Genomic DNA, 15,205 nt, shown 5'->3' with positions numbered 1-15,205 from the left:
GATTGAGGGCCGGGCAGCGGGTGGTCCGCGCCCGCCCAGGAGGTTGACGTGCAGGCCGATACGTACGCCGACGGCCCCGTGCCGTTCGACCCCCGCGCCCTGGCCGCGCTGGTCGACGGCACCATGGCCGGGGTGGGCGTGCTCGACACCGGGCTGCGCTTCCTCTACGTCAACCGGGCTCTCGAACGGCTCAACGGCATCCCGGCCGCCGAGCACCTCGGACGTACCGTCTCCGAGGTCCTGCCCGGGGTCGACGCGCGCGAGGACATGCTGCGGGCGGTGCTCGCCGACGGGAAGTCCCGCGAGATCACCTCCAGCGGATTCACCGCCGCGGCCGCCACGGTCCGGCGGTACTGGCACGGCGCCTACCACCGGCTGGAGTTCGACGGGCGGGTCGTGGGCGTGGCCGGGATAGTGCTGGAGATCATGACCTCGGACAAGGGGCAGCGGGAGCTGGAGCAGGCCCGGCGCCATCTGAACCTGCTCGACACCGCGGCCGCCCGGATCGGCACCACGCTCGACATGGACACCACCTGCGCCGAACTGGTCGACCTCGTCGTGCCGGGGCTGGCCGACCTCGCCACGGTCGAGGTGTTCCCGCCCGACGTCGCCCCACCGGTCCGGCCCGCACCGCCCGGGGTGCTGCGGCTGCGGCGGGCGGCGCTGCGGGCGGTGCCCGCGCTCCGCGACGAGCTGGACGGCTTCGGGCTGACCGGCGAGTACATCGACTACCAGGAGGGCGCCGCCGTACAGCGCTGTCTGGCGGTCAACCAGCCGGTGGTGGAGAACCTCACCACCGACGAACAGCTCGTCCGCTCCGCCCCCGGCCCGGAGCGGATCGCCGCCTACCGGGCCCTCGGGATGCACTCGGCGGTCATCGTGCCCGTCACCGTGCGCAGCGGCCCGCTCGGCATCCTCGGGCTGATCCGGGCGGGCGACTCACCGGTCTTCACGGACGAGGACGTGGTGATCGCCCGGGAACTCGCCGGCCGGGCCGCCGTCGATCTCGACCACGCCCGCCGGTTCGCCCACGAGCACACCATCGCCCTGGAGCTCCAGCGCTCCCTGCTGTCCGAGCCGCGCCCGCCGCACCCGCACATCGAGATCGCCACCCGCTATCTGCCGGCCGACCGGAGCGTGATGGTGGGCGGCGACTGGTTCGACGTCATCCCGCTGCGGGACGGACGTCACCTCAAGGCGATGGGCGATGTGATGGGGCACGGGGTGGAGGCGGCGGTCGCCATGAGCCACTACCGTTCCCTGCTGCGGATGCTCGCCGACGACGAGCTGCCGCCGCACCGCATCCTGGAACAGCTGGACCGGATGGTCGAACGGTCCGGGCTGGACCGGGCGGCCACCTGTCTGCTGGCCGTCGTCGACCGGGTCGGCGGGACGTGCGAGGTGGCGAGCGCCGGGCATCTGCCGCCGGTGCTGATCGACCCCCGGGCGGGCGCCCGGGTGTGCGACGAGATGGCGGTGGGGCCGCCGCTGGGCACCGGGCTCGGCGGCTACCGGACGACGATGGTGGAGTTCGATCCGGGCACGGTGCTGTTCCTGTACACGGACGGGCTGGTCGAGCGGCGCGGCGAGGACATCGACGCCTCGGTCGACCGGCTCAGGGAACTGACCCTGCCGGCCGACGGCAGCCTGGAGCGGCTGCTGGACGATGTCCTCGAACGGTTCGGGCCGGGGGCGGAGGACGACATCGCGGTGTTGGCCTCCCGGACCCGGCCCACGGAGGAGGAGCCGGCCCCGGCCCATGGGAGAGGAGCCGGATCGGCCCGCCGCCGCCCGAGGCCCTGGCCCGGTTCCAGGCCGAGGGGCTAGCCCAGCTCCAGGCTGGTGATGCCGAACAGGCCGGTGTGGTCGATGTCGGGCGACGGGCCCGTGTACATCCGGGCGGTCTCGAACGACGGGGTGAGGCCCAGCTGTTCGGCGAGGCGTACGGCCGCCGGGTTGACGTCCGGCACGTCGATCGCGACCGGGACGCCGGGGTCGGCCGCCGCCACCGCGCTGACCAGGGCGCCTGCCACCTCGGGCGACTCCGCGTACACGGGGCCGATCCGGGACGACGTACGGCAGGGGCGCAGCACGGCCAGGCCGCACAGCTCGCCGTCGCGGACGGCGGCGAGCGAGGTGCGGGTGGGGTGGGCGATCCACGGTGCGAGGAAGCTGTCGCGGTCGGCCGGGAAGAAGCGGCGGTCGTAGGCGGCGAGCCGGTCGAAGGACACGGAGCGCCCGTCGACCAGCTCGGTGCCGGCCGGGGCGGGCAGACCGGCGGGCGGCAGGCCCTCGTAGCGCATGTTCGTCCACACCGAACGGAATCCGGACTTACGGTAGTTGGGCTGCTGGGCCACCACCCCGTCCAGGCCGACGTTGCGCCCGTCCAGTCGTGCCATACCGGCCCGCCAGAGCTGGATTCCGTATCCCTGGCCGCGCAGTCGGGGCCGGGTGAGGTAGAAGCCGAGGAAGCCGAAGCCGGTGCCGTAACGGACCACCGAGACGCAGGAGACCGGTTCGCCGTCGAGGCGGCCGATCAGGAAGCCGCGCGGGTCGGCGGCGAAGAAGGCGTGACGGTCGGTCAGTCCGGGGTTCCAGCTCTCCTCGTGGGCCCATTCGGCCAGCATGGTGAGGTCGTCGGCGCTCGCGGTGGTGATCTCGAAGTTCGGCACGGGGCAACCTGTACCCGCCCGGGTGGCCGCTTCAACGGATGTTTCCCGTCACCACCCGGTACGCGCCGGTACGGGTCAGATCAGCAGGAACGCGCCCGCCGTCGCGGCGCCCAGCGACGCTCCGGCGACCGTCTGGGCCACCGAGTGGTACCCGAGCGCGACCCGCGACCAGCACACGGCGAGCGTCATCGCGTAGCCGAGCAGCCACCACGGCGAGTGGGCCGCGGCGAGCAGGGCGACGACGGCCGAGGCGACCGCGGCGTCCACCGAGATCTTCCAGACCGTGTTGACGGCCAGCAGGACCACGGTCATCGCCCACAGGGCGAGCATCGCCACGAGGATGCCGGTGGGGGCATTGCCCAGCACCATCACCACCGAACCGGTGCCGATGGAGCCGAGGATCACGAAGAAGATCGGCGCCCGCTTGGTGCGGTCGACGACATGGCGGTCGCCCCAGGTGCCGCGTCCGCGCTCCCATTCGATGTACCCGGCGGGGACGAGGCCCGCGCACAGGGCGCCGAGGAATCCCCAGAGCAGGCCGGTCCAGTGACCGGCGGCGGCCAGGCCGATGCCGAGCATGCCGATCAGCAGGACGTTGCGGGGCTGGAAGACGTCGGTGACGGTGCGCGCGGTGGCGTTGTCCGGCGACGCGGGGGCGGTGTCGGTGCCAGGGGTGTCGGTGGTGTCGGGGGAGGTCATGCTGTCTCCTCGGTGGAGGCCGTGCGGGGCGCTGCGGTCGCGGTGGACGGGCCGGGGGCGGCGGACAGGGCCGCTGCCAGTACCTGTGCCGCCCGGTCCTGCGGGACGGTCCGGTAGGCGGTGGCGACCCGGACCAGCCAGGCCACCTCGCCGTCCTGGTCGGTGGCGTGCTGGGCCTCGACCGCGGCGGCGGTGGAGGCGGGCGTCCCGCTGTTCTTCGCGGTGAGCGCGGCCTTGATCCAGTACGCCTCGGTGAGCGGTCCCGCCTTCTCCGAGTCCGCGGAGCCCTCCGAGGCGGCGTTCTTCGCGGCCGGGAGCAGGGTGTCGGGGACGTAGTGGCGCAGCTTCTCCACCGCGTCGGCGATGTCGGCGGCCCAGCGGTCGATCCGCAGGTCGGCGGGGGTGCCGAAGCGGGTGAGCTCGCGGGCCAGCGAGGCCGGGGGGTCGAAGGGCTGCTCGGGGAACGCGGTCATCAACTCGCGCCACAGGCCGTGCAGTCCGGCCTGGGCCCGCCAGAGCTTCGCGCGCCGCCGCCCCTTGCTGAGAGCGGGGATGGAGGCGCCCACGGCGAAGAAGGCGAACAGCACCACCTGGGCGGCCTCGGTGATCTCGTCGAAGCGGAGCGCGAAGGACTCGCTCGGGGTGTCGATGGCGCTGACCCACAGGAACAGGGTCCGGCTGACGGTGTAGCCGACCCCGATGAACATGGCGAACGTCATCATCCCGAGGCCGATCCGCAGATGGCGCAGCCCGGCACCGGCGGTGGCCAGCGCCCACTGGTAGGCGCAGACGGCGGACGCGGCGCCCAGGTAGAGGTAGAACACGCTCATGTACAGCGTGGCCCCCCACTGTCCCGCGTGGTCGGCGACGAAGCGGTCCGAGGGGACGGAGCGGTCGACGACGGTGAAGAACAGCACCGTCAGCAGGACCAGCGTGGCGATCGACGCCTTGGCCGCCACCTGCTGGATGGTGCGGGCGAACCGTACGTGCCGCGGGACGGCTCCGCCGTCGGGGTACTGGCCGTAGATCGCGACGATGTAGCTGAGGATCGCCAGGATCGCGATCGTCGCCGTGTAGTGCTTGATCAGTACGGCGAGGTCGGTGACGGCGCTGTCGTTGAGCGCGATGCGCACGGCCCGGGTCTTGGTCCACAGGGCGGCGGCGAAGCCCGCGTAGCAGCCCCACAGGGCCCGGCGGCGCTTGTCTTCTTCGTCGCCCCACAGGGCGGCCGGCATGCGCCACAGGGCGACGGCCGTCATCAGGGCGGCTATGAGATAGCCGGCGAGGTCGAGCGGGGTCACGGCGGATTCCTCGGGGTGGGGGAGACGGGGGAGAGGTGCGGTGTCAGGAGCGGCGGAACAGGCCCCGGCGGCGGTTGGCGACCGGGCGGGACAGGGAGTTGGCCAGCCGTCCCACCATGTCGTCGCTCGTCACCTCCATGGCCATGCGGGGGATGAGCGAGGCCCCGAACTCGGCCATGCGCTCGTCGTGGGTGTCGTACTGCGCACGGGCCTGCACGGTGCCGTCCCCGGACCGGAGCGCGTCGGCGATCGTGGCCACGACCGGCGACGGCGCGGGAGGTGACGGCGGGGACTGCGACGGCGGGGACGGTGGCGACGGCGGGGATCCGGTTCCGAGGACCCGGGTGATCAGCGAGGTGTCGAAGACCGGCAGCAGCCGCCGCAGTTGTTCCGGATCGAGGGAGGTGCCGTGGTCGAACCACTCGTGGCACAGCTCGTGCAGGATGACGTGCTGGGTCTGGTACGCGGTCGGCCTGCGGCGGTAGAGCACGAAGCTGGTCCCGCCGGTCTTCAGCCGCAGTCCGCAGGCGGCGTTGACGCGGGCCAGCCGGTCGGGCATCTCGTGCAGCACGATGGTGCGGCCGCGGGCCGCCTCCATGTTCGCCACCAGTGCGTCGACGGAGAAGGGCGCGGGGATGGGCAGGTCGGCGAGCCCCGCCTCGCACTCCTTCCGCAGTTCGCGCAGCGACATGACGGTCTACTGCCCCGGCTCGCCATGGACGCCGCCGCCGTCGGCCGCGCCCTGCCGGCCCTTGGCGTCCTCCAGCAGCGAGAGCGCGAACTGCAGCAGCTCCGGCGGGAGACCGTCCTCGTCGAGGCCGCGCCCGGCGACTCCGCTGATCTCCCCCGTACGCCGCATCGCGAGGAACTGGAGCCCGGCGACCACGTCGTCGACGACCTCGGACTCCTCCTTGAAGAACCGCCAGTCCACGCCGAAGCCCAGACCGAGCGCCTTGAGGATGTCCTCGGAGGGCTGGGTGACCTTCCCGGCCAGGATGTTGGAGAAGTAGCTGTGCGAGAGGGATCCGCCGCGTTCCCTGACCAGATCGGCGAAGAAACGCCCCGAGACCTTCTGGCCGGGGAAGGTCTCCTCCACCATGTACTCGACCTTCTGCTGCAACGTCCGCAGCTCCGGTGTGCGTTCCTCGGCGCTGTCCATCCGGTCCCCCACGTATCCGCTCCCGTGCGATCGGCGTTCACGGTCGTCGATTCGGTCGACGGGCTCGTACTGTAACCAACCCCGGCGTGACGCTCTCATTGCGGTTGGCGATAGGTGGTACGGAAACGGGCTTGCGTAAACACGCTACGTCACTGTTAACTCGAAAAAACACGGGCAGGGGACCACGAGGGGAGTCCCCTGCCTGTGGTATCCACGGATTTCGTGTGAATTCACCACGGACAAAAGGTGCATGGCGCACATACATGTCGTGCGGACATAGGCGTAGCCCTTCACGACGGGGGATGCGTGAAGGGCTACGCGTACATTATGACTGCTGGTCAGGCCGTCATCAACTGGCCTCGGTCCGGCGTGTCCGGGGGCGGGGGCCGCCGCGGGGGTCCGGATCGGTCGCGCGAATATCGATTTCCGGCCGAAAAGAATTTCACGCGATTCCCGGACCGATTTGCATTCCGGTCGGATCGGGATTCGAATCCGAGTTCAATTCGGATCCGGCGGGCCTTAATTCATTTCCCTGTCCGGTCGCTTCCGCCGTGCTATTCTGGAAGCAGTTGCAGTTGTGGTTCCCGAAGACTCCAAGTGTGCTCCCCGGCTCAATGCGCCGGGGGCTGCGCTTCTGTGTTTTCCGGTGCTTTTTCCGGATGGGGTAATCATCGCGGCGACGTGGGATCCGCACCGTGCGGATCCCCGGGAACTGCCCCCCATGAAGGAGACAGAACATGGCTACTGGCACCGTCAAGTGGTTCAACGCGGAAAAGGGCTTCGGTTTCATCGAGCAGGACGGCGGCGGCCCCGACGTCTTCGCCCACTACTCGAACATCGCGGCCACCGGCTTCCGTGAGCTCCAGGAGGGCCAGCGGGTGAACTTCGACGTCACGCAGGGTCAGAAGGGTCCGCAGGCGGAGAACATCACCCCGGCCTGATCCGGCCGCTCCGGCGCCGACGCGCTGAGACGACTTGCACGATCGGGGCCCGCACCTCCGGGTGCGGGCCCCGGTTCGCTGTTGTCCGTGCGGTCCGGTGCCCGCCCGAGCCACTTGGGCACGGCTCATTTTTCGCAGCCGGGCTTCGTCCAGGCTTGTCAACGGCCCGTTCTTGCGATTCCTGCGCCGCCCGCCGCCGCAGCGAATTCCTCGATACGCGCCCCGTCGAGGAAGGGTCCCGCATGGACCGCGATCGCACAGCACGTTCGAACGACCGCTATTCCCGCCCCCGCTCCGGCGGCCGCAGGCCCGCCTCCGTACAGGGCGAGTTCGCACTGCCGAAGACCATCACTCCGGCGCTGCCCGCCATTTCCGCCTTCGCGGAACTTGACCTGCCCGAGCCGCTGCTCTCGGCGCTCACCGCCGAGGGCGTTACCACGCCGTTCCCGATCCAGGCGGCCACCCTGCCGAACTCCCTTGCGGGGCGCGACGTTCTGGGGCGCGGCCGGACCGGTTCCGGCAAGACCCTCGCCTTCGGTCTGGCCCTGCTGGCCCGGATCGCGGGCAACCGGGCCGACGCCCGCCGCCCGCTGGCCCTGGTCCTCGTCCCCACCCGGGAACTGGCCCAGCAGGTCACCGACGCGCTCGCCCCGTACGCCCGCGCGCTCCGGCTGCGGATGGCCACTGTCGTCGGCGGCATGTCGATCGGCCGGCAGTCCTCCGCGCTGCGCTCCGGCGCCGAGGTCGTCGTCGCCACGCCCGGCCGGCTCAAGGACCTCATCGACCGCCGCGACTGCCGGCTGGACCGGGTCTCCGTCACCGTCCTCGACGAGGCCGACCAGATGGCCGACATGGGATTCATGCCGCAGGTCACCGAGCTGCTCGACCAGGTGCTGCCGCAGGGCCAGCGGATGCTGTTCTCGGCGACCCTGGACCGCAACGTCGACCTGCTGGTGCGGAATTACCTGCACGACCCGGTGGTCCACTCGGTCGACCCGGCGGCCGGTGCGGTGACCACGATGGAGCACCACGTGCTCTACGTGCAGGGCGCGGACAAGTACGCCACCACGACCGAGATCGCGGCCCGCGAGGGCCGGGTGCTCATGTTCCTGGACACCAAGCACGCCGTGGACAAGCTCACCGGCCACCTGCTCGGCAGCGGGGTGCGGGCCGCCGCGCTGCACGGCGGCAAGTCCCAGCCGCAGCGCACCCGCACCCTGGACCGGTTCAAGAACGGGCAGGTCACGGTGCTGGTCGCGACGAACGTCGCGGCGCGCGGCATCCACATCGACAACCTGGACCTGGTCGTCAACGTCGATCCGCCGAGCGACCACAAGGACTACCTGCACCGGGGCGGCCGCACCGCCCGCGCCGGTGAGTCAGGCAGCGTCGTCACCCTGGTGCTGCCGGGGCAGCGCCGGGAGATGACCCGGCTGATGGCCGACGCCGGGATCACCCCGAAGATTGCCCAGGTCCGCTCCGGCGAGGCCGAACTGAGCAGGATCACCGGCGCGCGGAAGCCCTCCGGCGTGCCCGTCGACGGCAGCGCGCCGACGACGGAGCGCCCCCGGAGCGTGCCCTTCCGGGGCCGGGGCACCGTCCCCACGAAGGCGGGCCGGTCGTCACGCCGCTCCGACCTGCCCGACGCGGCGGCGCGTGCCGCCGCGAAGCAGCGCCGCACCAACCGGACGGGGTGACCCCGGGGGCCGCGCCCGCCCCCTGAGGGAGCCGCGGTCCCCGGGCGACGGCCGGTCTCAGGCGATCATGAAGTCCTTCACCCGCAGGGCGCGTTCGACGATCCTGATGTCGCCGAGCCAGCCGTGCATCAGCTGGTCGAGGCTGCCTCCGTACTCGTAGGCGCCGAGCAGCCAGGGCAGGCCCAGGGTGGCGAGACCGGTGGTGCGGGTGGCGGGGTTGCGGGCGACCACGCAGCCGTCGATGTACATCGTCGTGTGCTTCCCGTCGTTGACGACCGCCACGTGCCACCACCGTTCACGCAGCAGTTCGTGGCTCCAGTTGGTGACGGCCCCCGGCTGGTTCAGGGGCGCCGCCGCCCACTGGAGCCCGGGACCGTCCGACACGGAGAGCGTGGCGACGGGCTCCTCCGGGTCGCCGGAGGTCTTCCCGGCCGCGCCGAGGGTGCCGCGGCGGCCGAGTACGGCGCCCCAGGCGTTGCGTCCGGCGTCCCAGTCGGCGGGGAGGCGGAGGAAGGCCTCGATGGTGTAACCGGACCTGAAGGTCTTGGTGTTGAGCGGTGCGTTGTTCTCCGTGCGCAGATACGCGCCGCGCAGCGGCGGCTTCGAGCCGTCGAAGTAGAGGCTGCCGTGGCCGGGCTGGTCGGGGTGGTGGGAGGCGGACCAGCGCAGCGCGTCGGACGCACTGCCGGGGACGGCCTCGCGCACCAGGTCGTTGCGGTGCCCGGACAGGTCGGGGACGCGCAGGCCGGCGTCGGCGGCGGAACCGTCCCGGTGCGAGGGGGAGTCGAAGCGCCAGTACGCGACGGTGCCCGGTATCAGCATCCGCTCCGCCGGGCGGGGGCCCCGCACGGGCACGGGCGCGAAGCCCGCGAAGCGCTTCTCGAAGTCGATGGGGACGGCGAAACAGTCCTGCGGACCGGTCAGTTCGATCTCGCCGCGCTCCAGGTCGTTGAGCCGCTCGCCCGCACGGCCGAGGACCCACGGGGAGATCGTCTCCACGTCGATGGTGTTCCTGGCCAGGTCGAAGCGGTAGAGGCGGATCATGGCGCTGCCGCCGTAGTAGCGGTTCTGGTAGTTGGTGATGTGCAGATGGACGTCGTTGCCCGCGGTGTTCTTGCGGGTGGTGCGCCCGGCGGGCCAGTAGTGGCCGTTGAGGGTGAGGAAGATCTGGTCGTTCCCGGCGATCAGCTCGTCCCACAGATGCTGTCCGTGGTCGGAGAGTTCGGCCTCGTCGCCGTCCGCGTTCGCGTACACCAGCTCGTGGGTGGTGAGGATGACGGGTGTCCGGGGGTGCTGGGCGATGACGTCCTTCGCCCAGGCGAGCCCGGCCGCCGAGGGCCGCCAGTCGAGCGCCAGCACCAGCCACTCGCGCCCGGCGGCGCGGAACAGGTGGTACGTGTTGTAGCCGTCCGGGGTCGCCCCGCCGAACGTCGGCAGGCGCCGCATGCGCTTCGGACCGAAGGTGTCCAGGTACGGGGTGCGGCCGCGCTGGTCGTCGGTGGAGGACTTGATGTCGTGGTTGCCCGCGACGACGCTGTAGCCGACCCGCCGCCGGTCGAGCAGCTCGAACGCCTCGCCGATCGCCGCGAATTCGCCTGCCTGGCCGCTCTCGGTGAGGTCGCCCAGATGGGACAGGAAGACGATGTTCTCGTCGCGCCCGTGGTCGAGTACGTAACGCAACGACGCCTCGACCGGCGCCTTGTCGATGCTCGCCCCATCGAAGAGGTACTGGGTGTCCGGCATGACGACGAGCGTGAACCGGGGGTTCTCGGGGTCGGGCCGCCAACCGGCCGCGACGGCGCCGGTGCTCTGCTGGGCACGGGCCGCGGCGGGCGCGGCGGACGCCAGCCCCGTGGCCGCGGTGGCGGCACCGGTGAGCGCGGTCGCCCGCAGGAACGTACGACGGCTCGCGCCGGGCAGAAGCGGTCCGTCGGGCTGGTGGAGGGGGCTGCACATGGATGTCTCCGCGGGGGCGAGCGTAGGGACGAACGTGTAGGGGTGATCGTCTGCAAGCTAGCCGCGGAGTGGGGGAGAAACCGGTCCGTAAGGGCCACAGTTGGGCGAAGGCTCCATGAATTCGCACAGTGCCGGGCGCGCGGGACGGCGGTGGCAGGACGGCGGTGGCGGGACGGCGGTGGCGGGACGGCGAGGGCGGGGTCGGGTGAGCGAGCCCCGGCCCCGCCGTGCCCCGCTACCGGCCGCCCGAGACCCGCAGGACCGTCCCGGTCACGTAGGACGCCTCGCCCGACAGCAGCCAGGCGATGGCGGCCGCGATCTCCGGGGCGGATCCGACGCGGCCGAGCGGGATCCCGGGGACGGCCGCGTCCGCGCGGCCGGGGTCGCCCGCCGTGGCGTGCATGTCGGTGTCGACCATGCCGGGGGCGACCGCGTTGACCCGGATGCCGTCGGGCCCCAGCTCCTTGGAGAGCCCGATCGTCAGTGCGTCGGTCGCCGCCTTCGTGGCGGCGTAGTGCACGAAGTCCCCGGGGCTGCCCAGTGTGGCCGCGACCGAGGACAGATTGACGATCGCGCCCGCCCCGCCGGCCGCCATGTCCTTCGCGGCCCGGCGGCAGCAGAGCAGGTAGCCGAGGAGGTTCACGTCCACGACGCGGCGCAGCGTCTCGGCGGAGGTGTCGGCGAGCCGTCCGAGCGGGCCGGTCACGCCCGCGTTGTTGACCAGCCCGGTCACCGGGCCCAGTTGCTCGGCCGCGGTGTCGAAGAGCCGCTCCACATCGGCCTCCTCGGCGGTGTCCGCCCGCACCGTGACGCAGCGCGCCCCGGCGGCGCGTACCGCCGCGGCGGTGCGTTCGGCGGCCTCGGCGTTGCTCACGAAGCCCAGGGCGAGGTCGTGCCCGTCCGCCGCCAGACGGATACAGGTCGCGGCGCCGATTCCCCGGCTGCCACCGGTGACGACGGTGACGGGGCGCGGCTGCGGGGTGGTGCTGCTGTCCGGCACTGGAGACCTCTCGTTTCGCTTCGTTTCGCTCGCGGAGCGTACGGATCGCGCGGTTCACGCGGCTTACGCGGTTCACGCAGCGAATCACCGCGGGTGCCGGTGGATCAAGGCCGCCGGCCGGGTGACGGGCACCACGGCCCGGGCGCCTGCTGTTGGAGTGGTGCCGGGCCGCGGACCGGCGTGGTGCCCGGCGAGGCGCGCGGGCGGTTGCCTAGCGTCGGCGCCTGACGGACCGCTGTCGGCGCGGAACGGGTTGAATCGCCCGGCGCTCGGCGACGGCTCCTCCTCAACGGCGTTCCCCTGCCTCCGCCTCGCATTGCGGTGGCAGGGGACGCCGACCGTTCCACGTCCGCGATCCCCGCGTCCTACGCCCAGAGCGCCCGCGCCAGCGCGACCCCGGCGAACGCCGCGCCCAGCCCCGCCGCCACGCTCCCCACGACATTGGCCACCGCGTAGGACTTCGCGCCGTCCTCGGCCAGCCGAAGCGTCTCGTAGCCGAACGTCGAGTACGTGGTGAGCGCCCCGCACAGCCCCGTGCCGATCAGCAGCTGCAGGTGCGAGGAGGCGGCACCGGCCGCCACCGCACCGGTCAGCAGGCCCAGGACCAGCGAACCCGACACATTGACCGTGAAGGTCCCCCACGGGAAGACGCTGTCGTGGCGGGACTGCACCGCCCGGTCGGTCAGATAGCGCAGCGGCGCCCCGACCGCCGCGCCGACGATCACCAGCAGCCAGTTCACCGGCCCCGCTCCCGCTCGTCGCCGAAGCGCACGATCTCGCACTCGTCCAGGAAGGCCACTCCGCCGTCCGCGACCAGTTCCCCGATCAGCGGCAGGAACGCCCGGATCCGCTCCTCGGTGTCCACGATCACGACCGCCACCGGAAGGTCCTCGCTCAGCGAGAGCAGCCGCTGGGTGTGGATCATCGACGAGGTGCCGAAGCCCTCGATGCCCCGGAACACGCTGGCACCGGACAGCCCGGCCAGGTGTGCCCGGTGCACGATCTCCGTGAAGACCGGCCGGTGGTGCCACCCGTCGGACTCGCCGACGAGAACCGTCAGGCGCAGGCCCCGTTCCGTGTCCGGCGGCGTCATGACTGCCTCCAGGCCAGCACGCGGCGGGTCGCCCACACCGCACTCCACACCGCCGCGAGAGCCGCGAACAGCGTCAGTCCCAGGTACACCAGCCCGGCACGGACCCGGCCGCCGTCGAGCAGGTGCTGGATGTCCACCGCGTACGTCGAGAACGTGGTGAAGCCGCCGAGCACCCCCGTACCGAAGAACGGCCGCACCAGCCGGTGTGCCGTCCACGCCTCGCTGATCACCACCATGAAGACGCCGATCACCGCACATCCGACGGCATTCACGGCCAGCGTCGTCCATGGGAAACCGCCCGGGGCGGTGGGCCAGAGCTGCGCGGCCCCGTAGCGGGCGGTGGCTCCGATCGCACCGCCGAGCGCGACCGCCGCGATGACGGAACCTTGGGGGTTCGGGGATCCCATGGCGCTTTTTCTCCTGCCTGCCGCACCCCCAGGCTATCGCCCGGGGGTGTGACCGGCGCGCGGCCTACCAGGTCTTGCCCGGGGGCTGCTTGGTGGTGACATTGATGCGGTTGAACAGGTTCGTCAGACCGATCGCGAGGACCAGGCCGGCGAGCTCCTTCTCGCTGAAGTGGCGGGCGGCCTCGTCCCAGATGGCGTCCGGCACCGGGTCGAAGCGGTCGCTGAGCCGCGTCGAGTGCTCCGCGAGCGCCAGCGCGGCCCGCTCGGCGTCGGTGAAGTACGGCGCGTCGTGCCAGGCCGACACGGCGAACAGCCGCTCGTCGCTCTCCCCGGCCTTCCTGGCGTTGCGTACGTGCCCGTCGACGCAGAAGGTGCACCCGTTGATCTGGCTCACCCGCAGACCGACCAGTTCGAGCGTCGTCTCCGGCAGCCCCGCCCTGCCGATGGCCTTGACCAGGCCCAGCACGGGCGGCAGGGCCTCGGGAAGGATCTCGGCCGGGTTCTCGATACGTGCCTGCATGATGTCTCTCCTTCGCTGTCCGTCACGGCCGCGGCGGCGTTCTCGCCGCGCCCTCATTGCACTGACGGACGGCGGAGCGGAAGTGTGACGAGAGCGGCGGCCGGAGCCCTCACCGCGTCCGCCGGAACGAGCCGCGCAGCCCGTTCTCCTCGGTGACCCTGGCCCGGAGCTGCCGTATCGACGCGGAGTCCCCGTCCCCTTCGTCCTCGGGGGAGTGGCACCGCGCGCACTCGCAGGGCGGCCAGCGATGCGGGTCGGATCCGGGGAACTCCGGCTCGGGCGCGGGCTCTTGGTCCCTCATGCCGGCCCCCACTCGGTGCACTCCGCGGTGCTCCGGTGGCGCCGCAGCAGCACCCGGCAGTCCGTCGCCCTGCTGTAGTCGTGCCGATCGTTGGCGAGGGCTTCGGCCAGGCGGAGTCTCTGACACCCGGGACAGGGCTCCTGCCCGGCCGGGGGACCGGTCTTTGCGGACACGGGTCACTCCTCTCCGTAGTCATTCCACTACTAAGCGGGCTCAGATTGGCCTACAGTTCGGAGTGCTTCAACTTGTTGGGTGCGAGCGAAAAGTCAGGTGACAGCCGTTGAACCGCAAGGAGTTGGACCCCGAGAGCAGCCCGGAAGCAGCCTTCGGCGCACGCATCCGCAGACTGCGAGAAGAACGCGGGTGGAAACAGGAGGAGTTAGCCGAACGGATGGGCTATTCCGGTACGCATATCTCCGCCGTCGAAACTGGTCGCAAGATGCCGACTCTTCGGTTCTCGCGCAGTGCGGATCAGATTTTCGGCACCGGAGAAACAGCCGACACGTTCGAACGCCAGTACCGCGAGATCCGGCACGGTTCGCTGCTGGAGGGCTTCCCGCAGTACGTGGGGCACGAGGGGCGTGCGGTGGAGATCCGGCTGTACGAAATCGGCATCATCCCCGGGCTGTTGCAGACACCGGAGTACGCGCGGGTGCTGGCGGACAGCGCCCTGCGACGAGGGACGATCGTCCCTGAACAGGCAGCCGAGCGGGTCTCGTTCCTGGCGGAGCGGCAGACGGCTCTGGTGCGCCCGCGCCCGCCCACGATGCTGGTGGTGATGGACGAGAGCTGCATCCGCAGGCGGGTCGGCGGGGACGAGGTCATGGCCGCCCAGCTCGACCGGCTGGCGGAGTTCGCCGCGCTGCCGAACACAGTGCTCCAGATCGCTCCGTACGAAATGGGGGAGCGCCGCACATTCGACCTCCCGATGAACCTGCTGACGCTGTCGGACATGTCCGTGATCGCGTACGCGGAATCACAGATGCGGGGGCATCTGGAGCGCGATACAACCTCCGTGCTCCCGCTGTTGACGGCCTACCATCAGCTACAGGCCGAAGCGCTGTCCCAGGCGGCATCGGTGGCCATGATCAACGAGGTACGAAAGGGCATCCCGTGACGACCACGACCGAGTCCCCCCGCTGGTTCAAGTCTTCGTACAGCAACAACGGCGGCAACTGCATCGAGGTCGCCGCCAACCTCGTCGCCTCGCGCGGCGTGGTCCCCGTCCGTGACTCCAAGATCCCCGGCGGCCCGGTGTTGAACACGTCCCCTGCCTCGTTCGCCTCCTTCGTCGAGGGCGTCAAGGCCGGAGAGTTCGGCGCCGTCTGATCAGCAGGCCCAGCGTGCGATCCGCGATCGCCCCGCCGTGCACCGCATGGTGGGGCTTCTCGCTGTCGGCGCCGCATCGCCCCGTTGACGGCCATCAACTTCGGGCCCAGGATGAAGCGGTGTCCCAGAG

General features: G+C 71.3%; 17 protein-coding genes. 5 read left to right on the top strand and 12 right to left on the bottom strand.

What is annotated here, in order from left to right:
- The first annotated feature begins 48 nt into the window (after positions 1–48).
- Entirely contained in the window at positions 49–1,827 is a 1,779-nt protein-coding gene (locus tag EES42_RS20595; protein WP_124719720.1) for a SpoIIE family protein phosphatase, read from the top strand.
- Here EES42_RS20595 and EES42_RS20590 read toward each other — a convergent pair.
- The 5 genes from EES42_RS20590 to EES42_RS20570 form a co-directional block, all read right to left on the bottom strand.
- A complete protein-coding gene (locus tag EES42_RS20590; RefSeq protein WP_124719719.1) occupies positions 1,824–2,672 on the bottom strand; it encodes a GNAT family N-acetyltransferase in 849 nt (282 codons plus the stop codon). The genes EES42_RS20595 and EES42_RS20590 overlap by 4 nt on opposite strands.
- Before the next feature lie 75 nt (positions 2,673–2,747).
- Positions 2,748–3,371, bottom strand: coding sequence for a phosphatase PAP2 family protein (locus EES42_RS20585; protein WP_124719718.1), 624 nt, complete (start codon positions 3,369–3,371; stop codon positions 2,748–2,750).
- The gene (locus EES42_RS20580; protein WP_124719717.1) at positions 3,368–4,672 is read right to left on the bottom strand and encodes an MAB_1171c family putative transporter; all 1,305 of its coding nucleotides are present in this window, start codon (positions 4,670–4,672) and stop codon (positions 3,368–3,370) included. Before EES42_RS20580 ends, EES42_RS20585 begins: the two co-directional genes overlap by 4 nt.
- 43 nt (positions 4,673–4,715) lie before the next feature.
- Entirely contained in the window at positions 4,716–5,363 is a 648-nt protein-coding gene (locus tag EES42_RS20575) for a toxin (protein ID WP_124719716.1), read from the bottom strand.
- Positions 5,364–5,369: 6 nt separating this feature from the next.
- A complete protein-coding gene (locus EES42_RS20570) occupies positions 5,370–5,831 on the bottom strand; it encodes a hypothetical protein (protein ID WP_124720151.1) in 462 nt (153 codons plus the stop codon).
- 737 nt (positions 5,832–6,568) lie between these two features.
- Between EES42_RS20570 and EES42_RS20560 the strand changes: the two genes are divergently transcribed.
- Together EES42_RS20560 and EES42_RS20555 are read left to right on the top strand one after the other, a co-directional pair.
- Positions 6,569–6,772 (top strand): cold-shock protein, encoded by a 204-nt coding sequence (locus EES42_RS20560; protein ID WP_093547863.1) that lies wholly within the window; start codon positions 6,569–6,571, stop codon positions 6,770–6,772.
- Between the two features lie 242 nt (positions 6,773–7,014).
- Positions 7,015–8,469, top strand: coding sequence for a DEAD/DEAH box helicase (locus EES42_RS20555; RefSeq protein WP_124719714.1), 1,455 nt, complete (start codon positions 7,015–7,017; stop codon positions 8,467–8,469).
- A 57-nt stretch (positions 8,470–8,526) separates the two neighbouring features.
- Here the strand turns inward: EES42_RS20555 and EES42_RS20550 are convergent, their stop codons facing one another.
- The 7 genes from EES42_RS20550 to EES42_RS20520 all read right to left on the bottom strand — a co-directional run bounded on the left by EES42_RS20550 (position 8,527) and on the right by EES42_RS20520 (position 13,746).
- Positions 8,527–10,425 carry a LamG-like jellyroll fold domain-containing protein gene (locus EES42_RS20550; RefSeq protein ID WP_124719713.1) on the bottom strand — a complete coding sequence of 633 codons (1,899 nt, stop codon included), beginning with the start codon at positions 10,423–10,425 and terminating at the stop codon, positions 8,527–8,529.
- A gap of 235 nt (positions 10,426–10,660) precedes the next feature.
- A complete protein-coding gene (locus EES42_RS20545; protein ID WP_124719712.1) occupies positions 10,661–11,425 on the bottom strand; it encodes an SDR family oxidoreductase in 765 nt (254 codons plus the stop codon).
- 365 nt (positions 11,426–11,790) lie between these two features.
- Complete coding sequence (gene crcB / locus EES42_RS20540; protein WP_124719711.1) at positions 11,791–12,165, bottom strand: fluoride efflux transporter CrcB; 375 nt, start codon at positions 12,163–12,165, stop codon at positions 11,791–11,793.
- Positions 12,162–12,518, bottom strand: coding sequence for a DUF190 domain-containing protein (locus tag EES42_RS20535; RefSeq protein ID WP_124719710.1), 357 nt, complete (start codon positions 12,516–12,518; stop codon positions 12,162–12,164). Before EES42_RS20535 ends, crcB (EES42_RS20540) begins: the two co-directional genes overlap by 4 nt.
- A complete protein-coding gene (gene crcB / locus EES42_RS20530; RefSeq protein ID WP_124719709.1) occupies positions 12,515–12,925 on the bottom strand; it encodes a fluoride efflux transporter CrcB in 411 nt (136 codons plus the stop codon). Before crcB (EES42_RS20530) ends, EES42_RS20535 begins: the two co-directional genes overlap by 4 nt.
- 64 nt (positions 12,926–12,989) lie before the next feature.
- A complete protein-coding gene (locus EES42_RS20525; RefSeq protein ID WP_124719708.1) occupies positions 12,990–13,445 on the bottom strand; it encodes a carboxymuconolactone decarboxylase family protein in 456 nt (151 codons plus the stop codon).
- A gap of 109 nt (positions 13,446–13,554) precedes the next feature.
- The gene (locus tag EES42_RS20520; protein ID WP_124719707.1) at positions 13,555–13,746 is read right to left on the bottom strand and encodes a hypothetical protein; all 192 of its coding nucleotides are present in this window, start codon (positions 13,744–13,746) and stop codon (positions 13,555–13,557) included.
- Between the two features lie 280 nt (positions 13,747–14,026).
- Here EES42_RS20520 and EES42_RS20515 point away from each other — a divergent pair, with 280 nt between their 5' ends.
- Together EES42_RS20515 and EES42_RS20510 are read left to right on the top strand one after the other, a co-directional pair.
- On the top strand, positions 14,027–14,863 hold the full coding sequence (locus EES42_RS20515; RefSeq protein ID WP_124719706.1) for a helix-turn-helix domain-containing protein: 837 nt from the start codon (positions 14,027–14,029) through the stop codon (positions 14,861–14,863).
- Entirely contained in the window at positions 14,860–15,075 is a 216-nt protein-coding gene (locus EES42_RS20510) for a DUF397 domain-containing protein (RefSeq protein ID WP_124719705.1), read from the top strand. Before EES42_RS20515 ends, EES42_RS20510 begins: the two co-directional genes overlap by 4 nt.
- Positions 15,076–15,205 lie beyond the last annotated feature (130 nt).

This window comes from Streptomyces sp. ADI95-17 (assembly GCF_003846175.1).
GTDB lineage: Bacteria > Actinomycetota > Actinomycetes > Streptomycetales > Streptomycetaceae > Streptomyces > Streptomyces sanglieri.
Note: the sequence above shows the minus strand (reverse complement) of the source record. Positions and strands in the feature narration are given on the sequence as shown.

Excerpts from the sequence above, each read along its gene's own strand:
- EES42_RS20585 (WP_124719718.1), bottom strand. The coding sequence starts at position 3,371 with ATGACCTCCCCCGACACCACCGACACCCCTGGCACCGACACCGCCCCC.
- EES42_RS20575 (WP_124719716.1), bottom strand. The coding sequence starts at position 5,363 with ATGTCGCTGCGCGAACTGCGGAAGGAGTGCGAGGCGGGGCTCGCCGAC.
- EES42_RS20570 (WP_124720151.1), bottom strand. The coding sequence starts at position 5,831 with ATGGACAGCGCCGAGGAACGCACACCGGAGCTGCGGACGTTGCAGCAG.
- EES42_RS20560 (WP_093547863.1), top strand. The coding sequence starts at position 6,569 with ATGGCTACTGGCACCGTCAAGTGGTTCAACGCGGAAAAGGGCTTCGGT.
- EES42_RS20555 (WP_124719714.1), top strand. The coding sequence starts at position 7,015 with ATGGACCGCGATCGCACAGCACGTTCGAACGACCGCTATTCCCGCCCC.
- EES42_RS20550 (WP_124719713.1), bottom strand. The coding sequence starts at position 10,425 with ATGTGCAGCCCCCTCCACCAGCCCGACGGACCGCTTCTGCCCGGCGCG.
- EES42_RS20535 (WP_124719710.1), bottom strand. The coding sequence starts at position 12,518 with ATGACGCCGCCGGACACGGAACGGGGCCTGCGCCTGACGGTTCTCGTC.
- crcB (WP_124719709.1), bottom strand. The coding sequence starts at position 12,925 with ATGGGATCCCCGAACCCCCAAGGTTCCGTCATCGCGGCGGTCGCGCTC.
- EES42_RS20525 (WP_124719708.1), bottom strand. The coding sequence starts at position 13,445 with ATGCAGGCACGTATCGAGAACCCGGCCGAGATCCTTCCCGAGGCCCTG.
- EES42_RS20520 (WP_124719707.1), bottom strand. The coding sequence starts at position 13,746 with ATGAGGGACCAAGAGCCCGCGCCCGAGCCGGAGTTCCCCGGATCCGAC.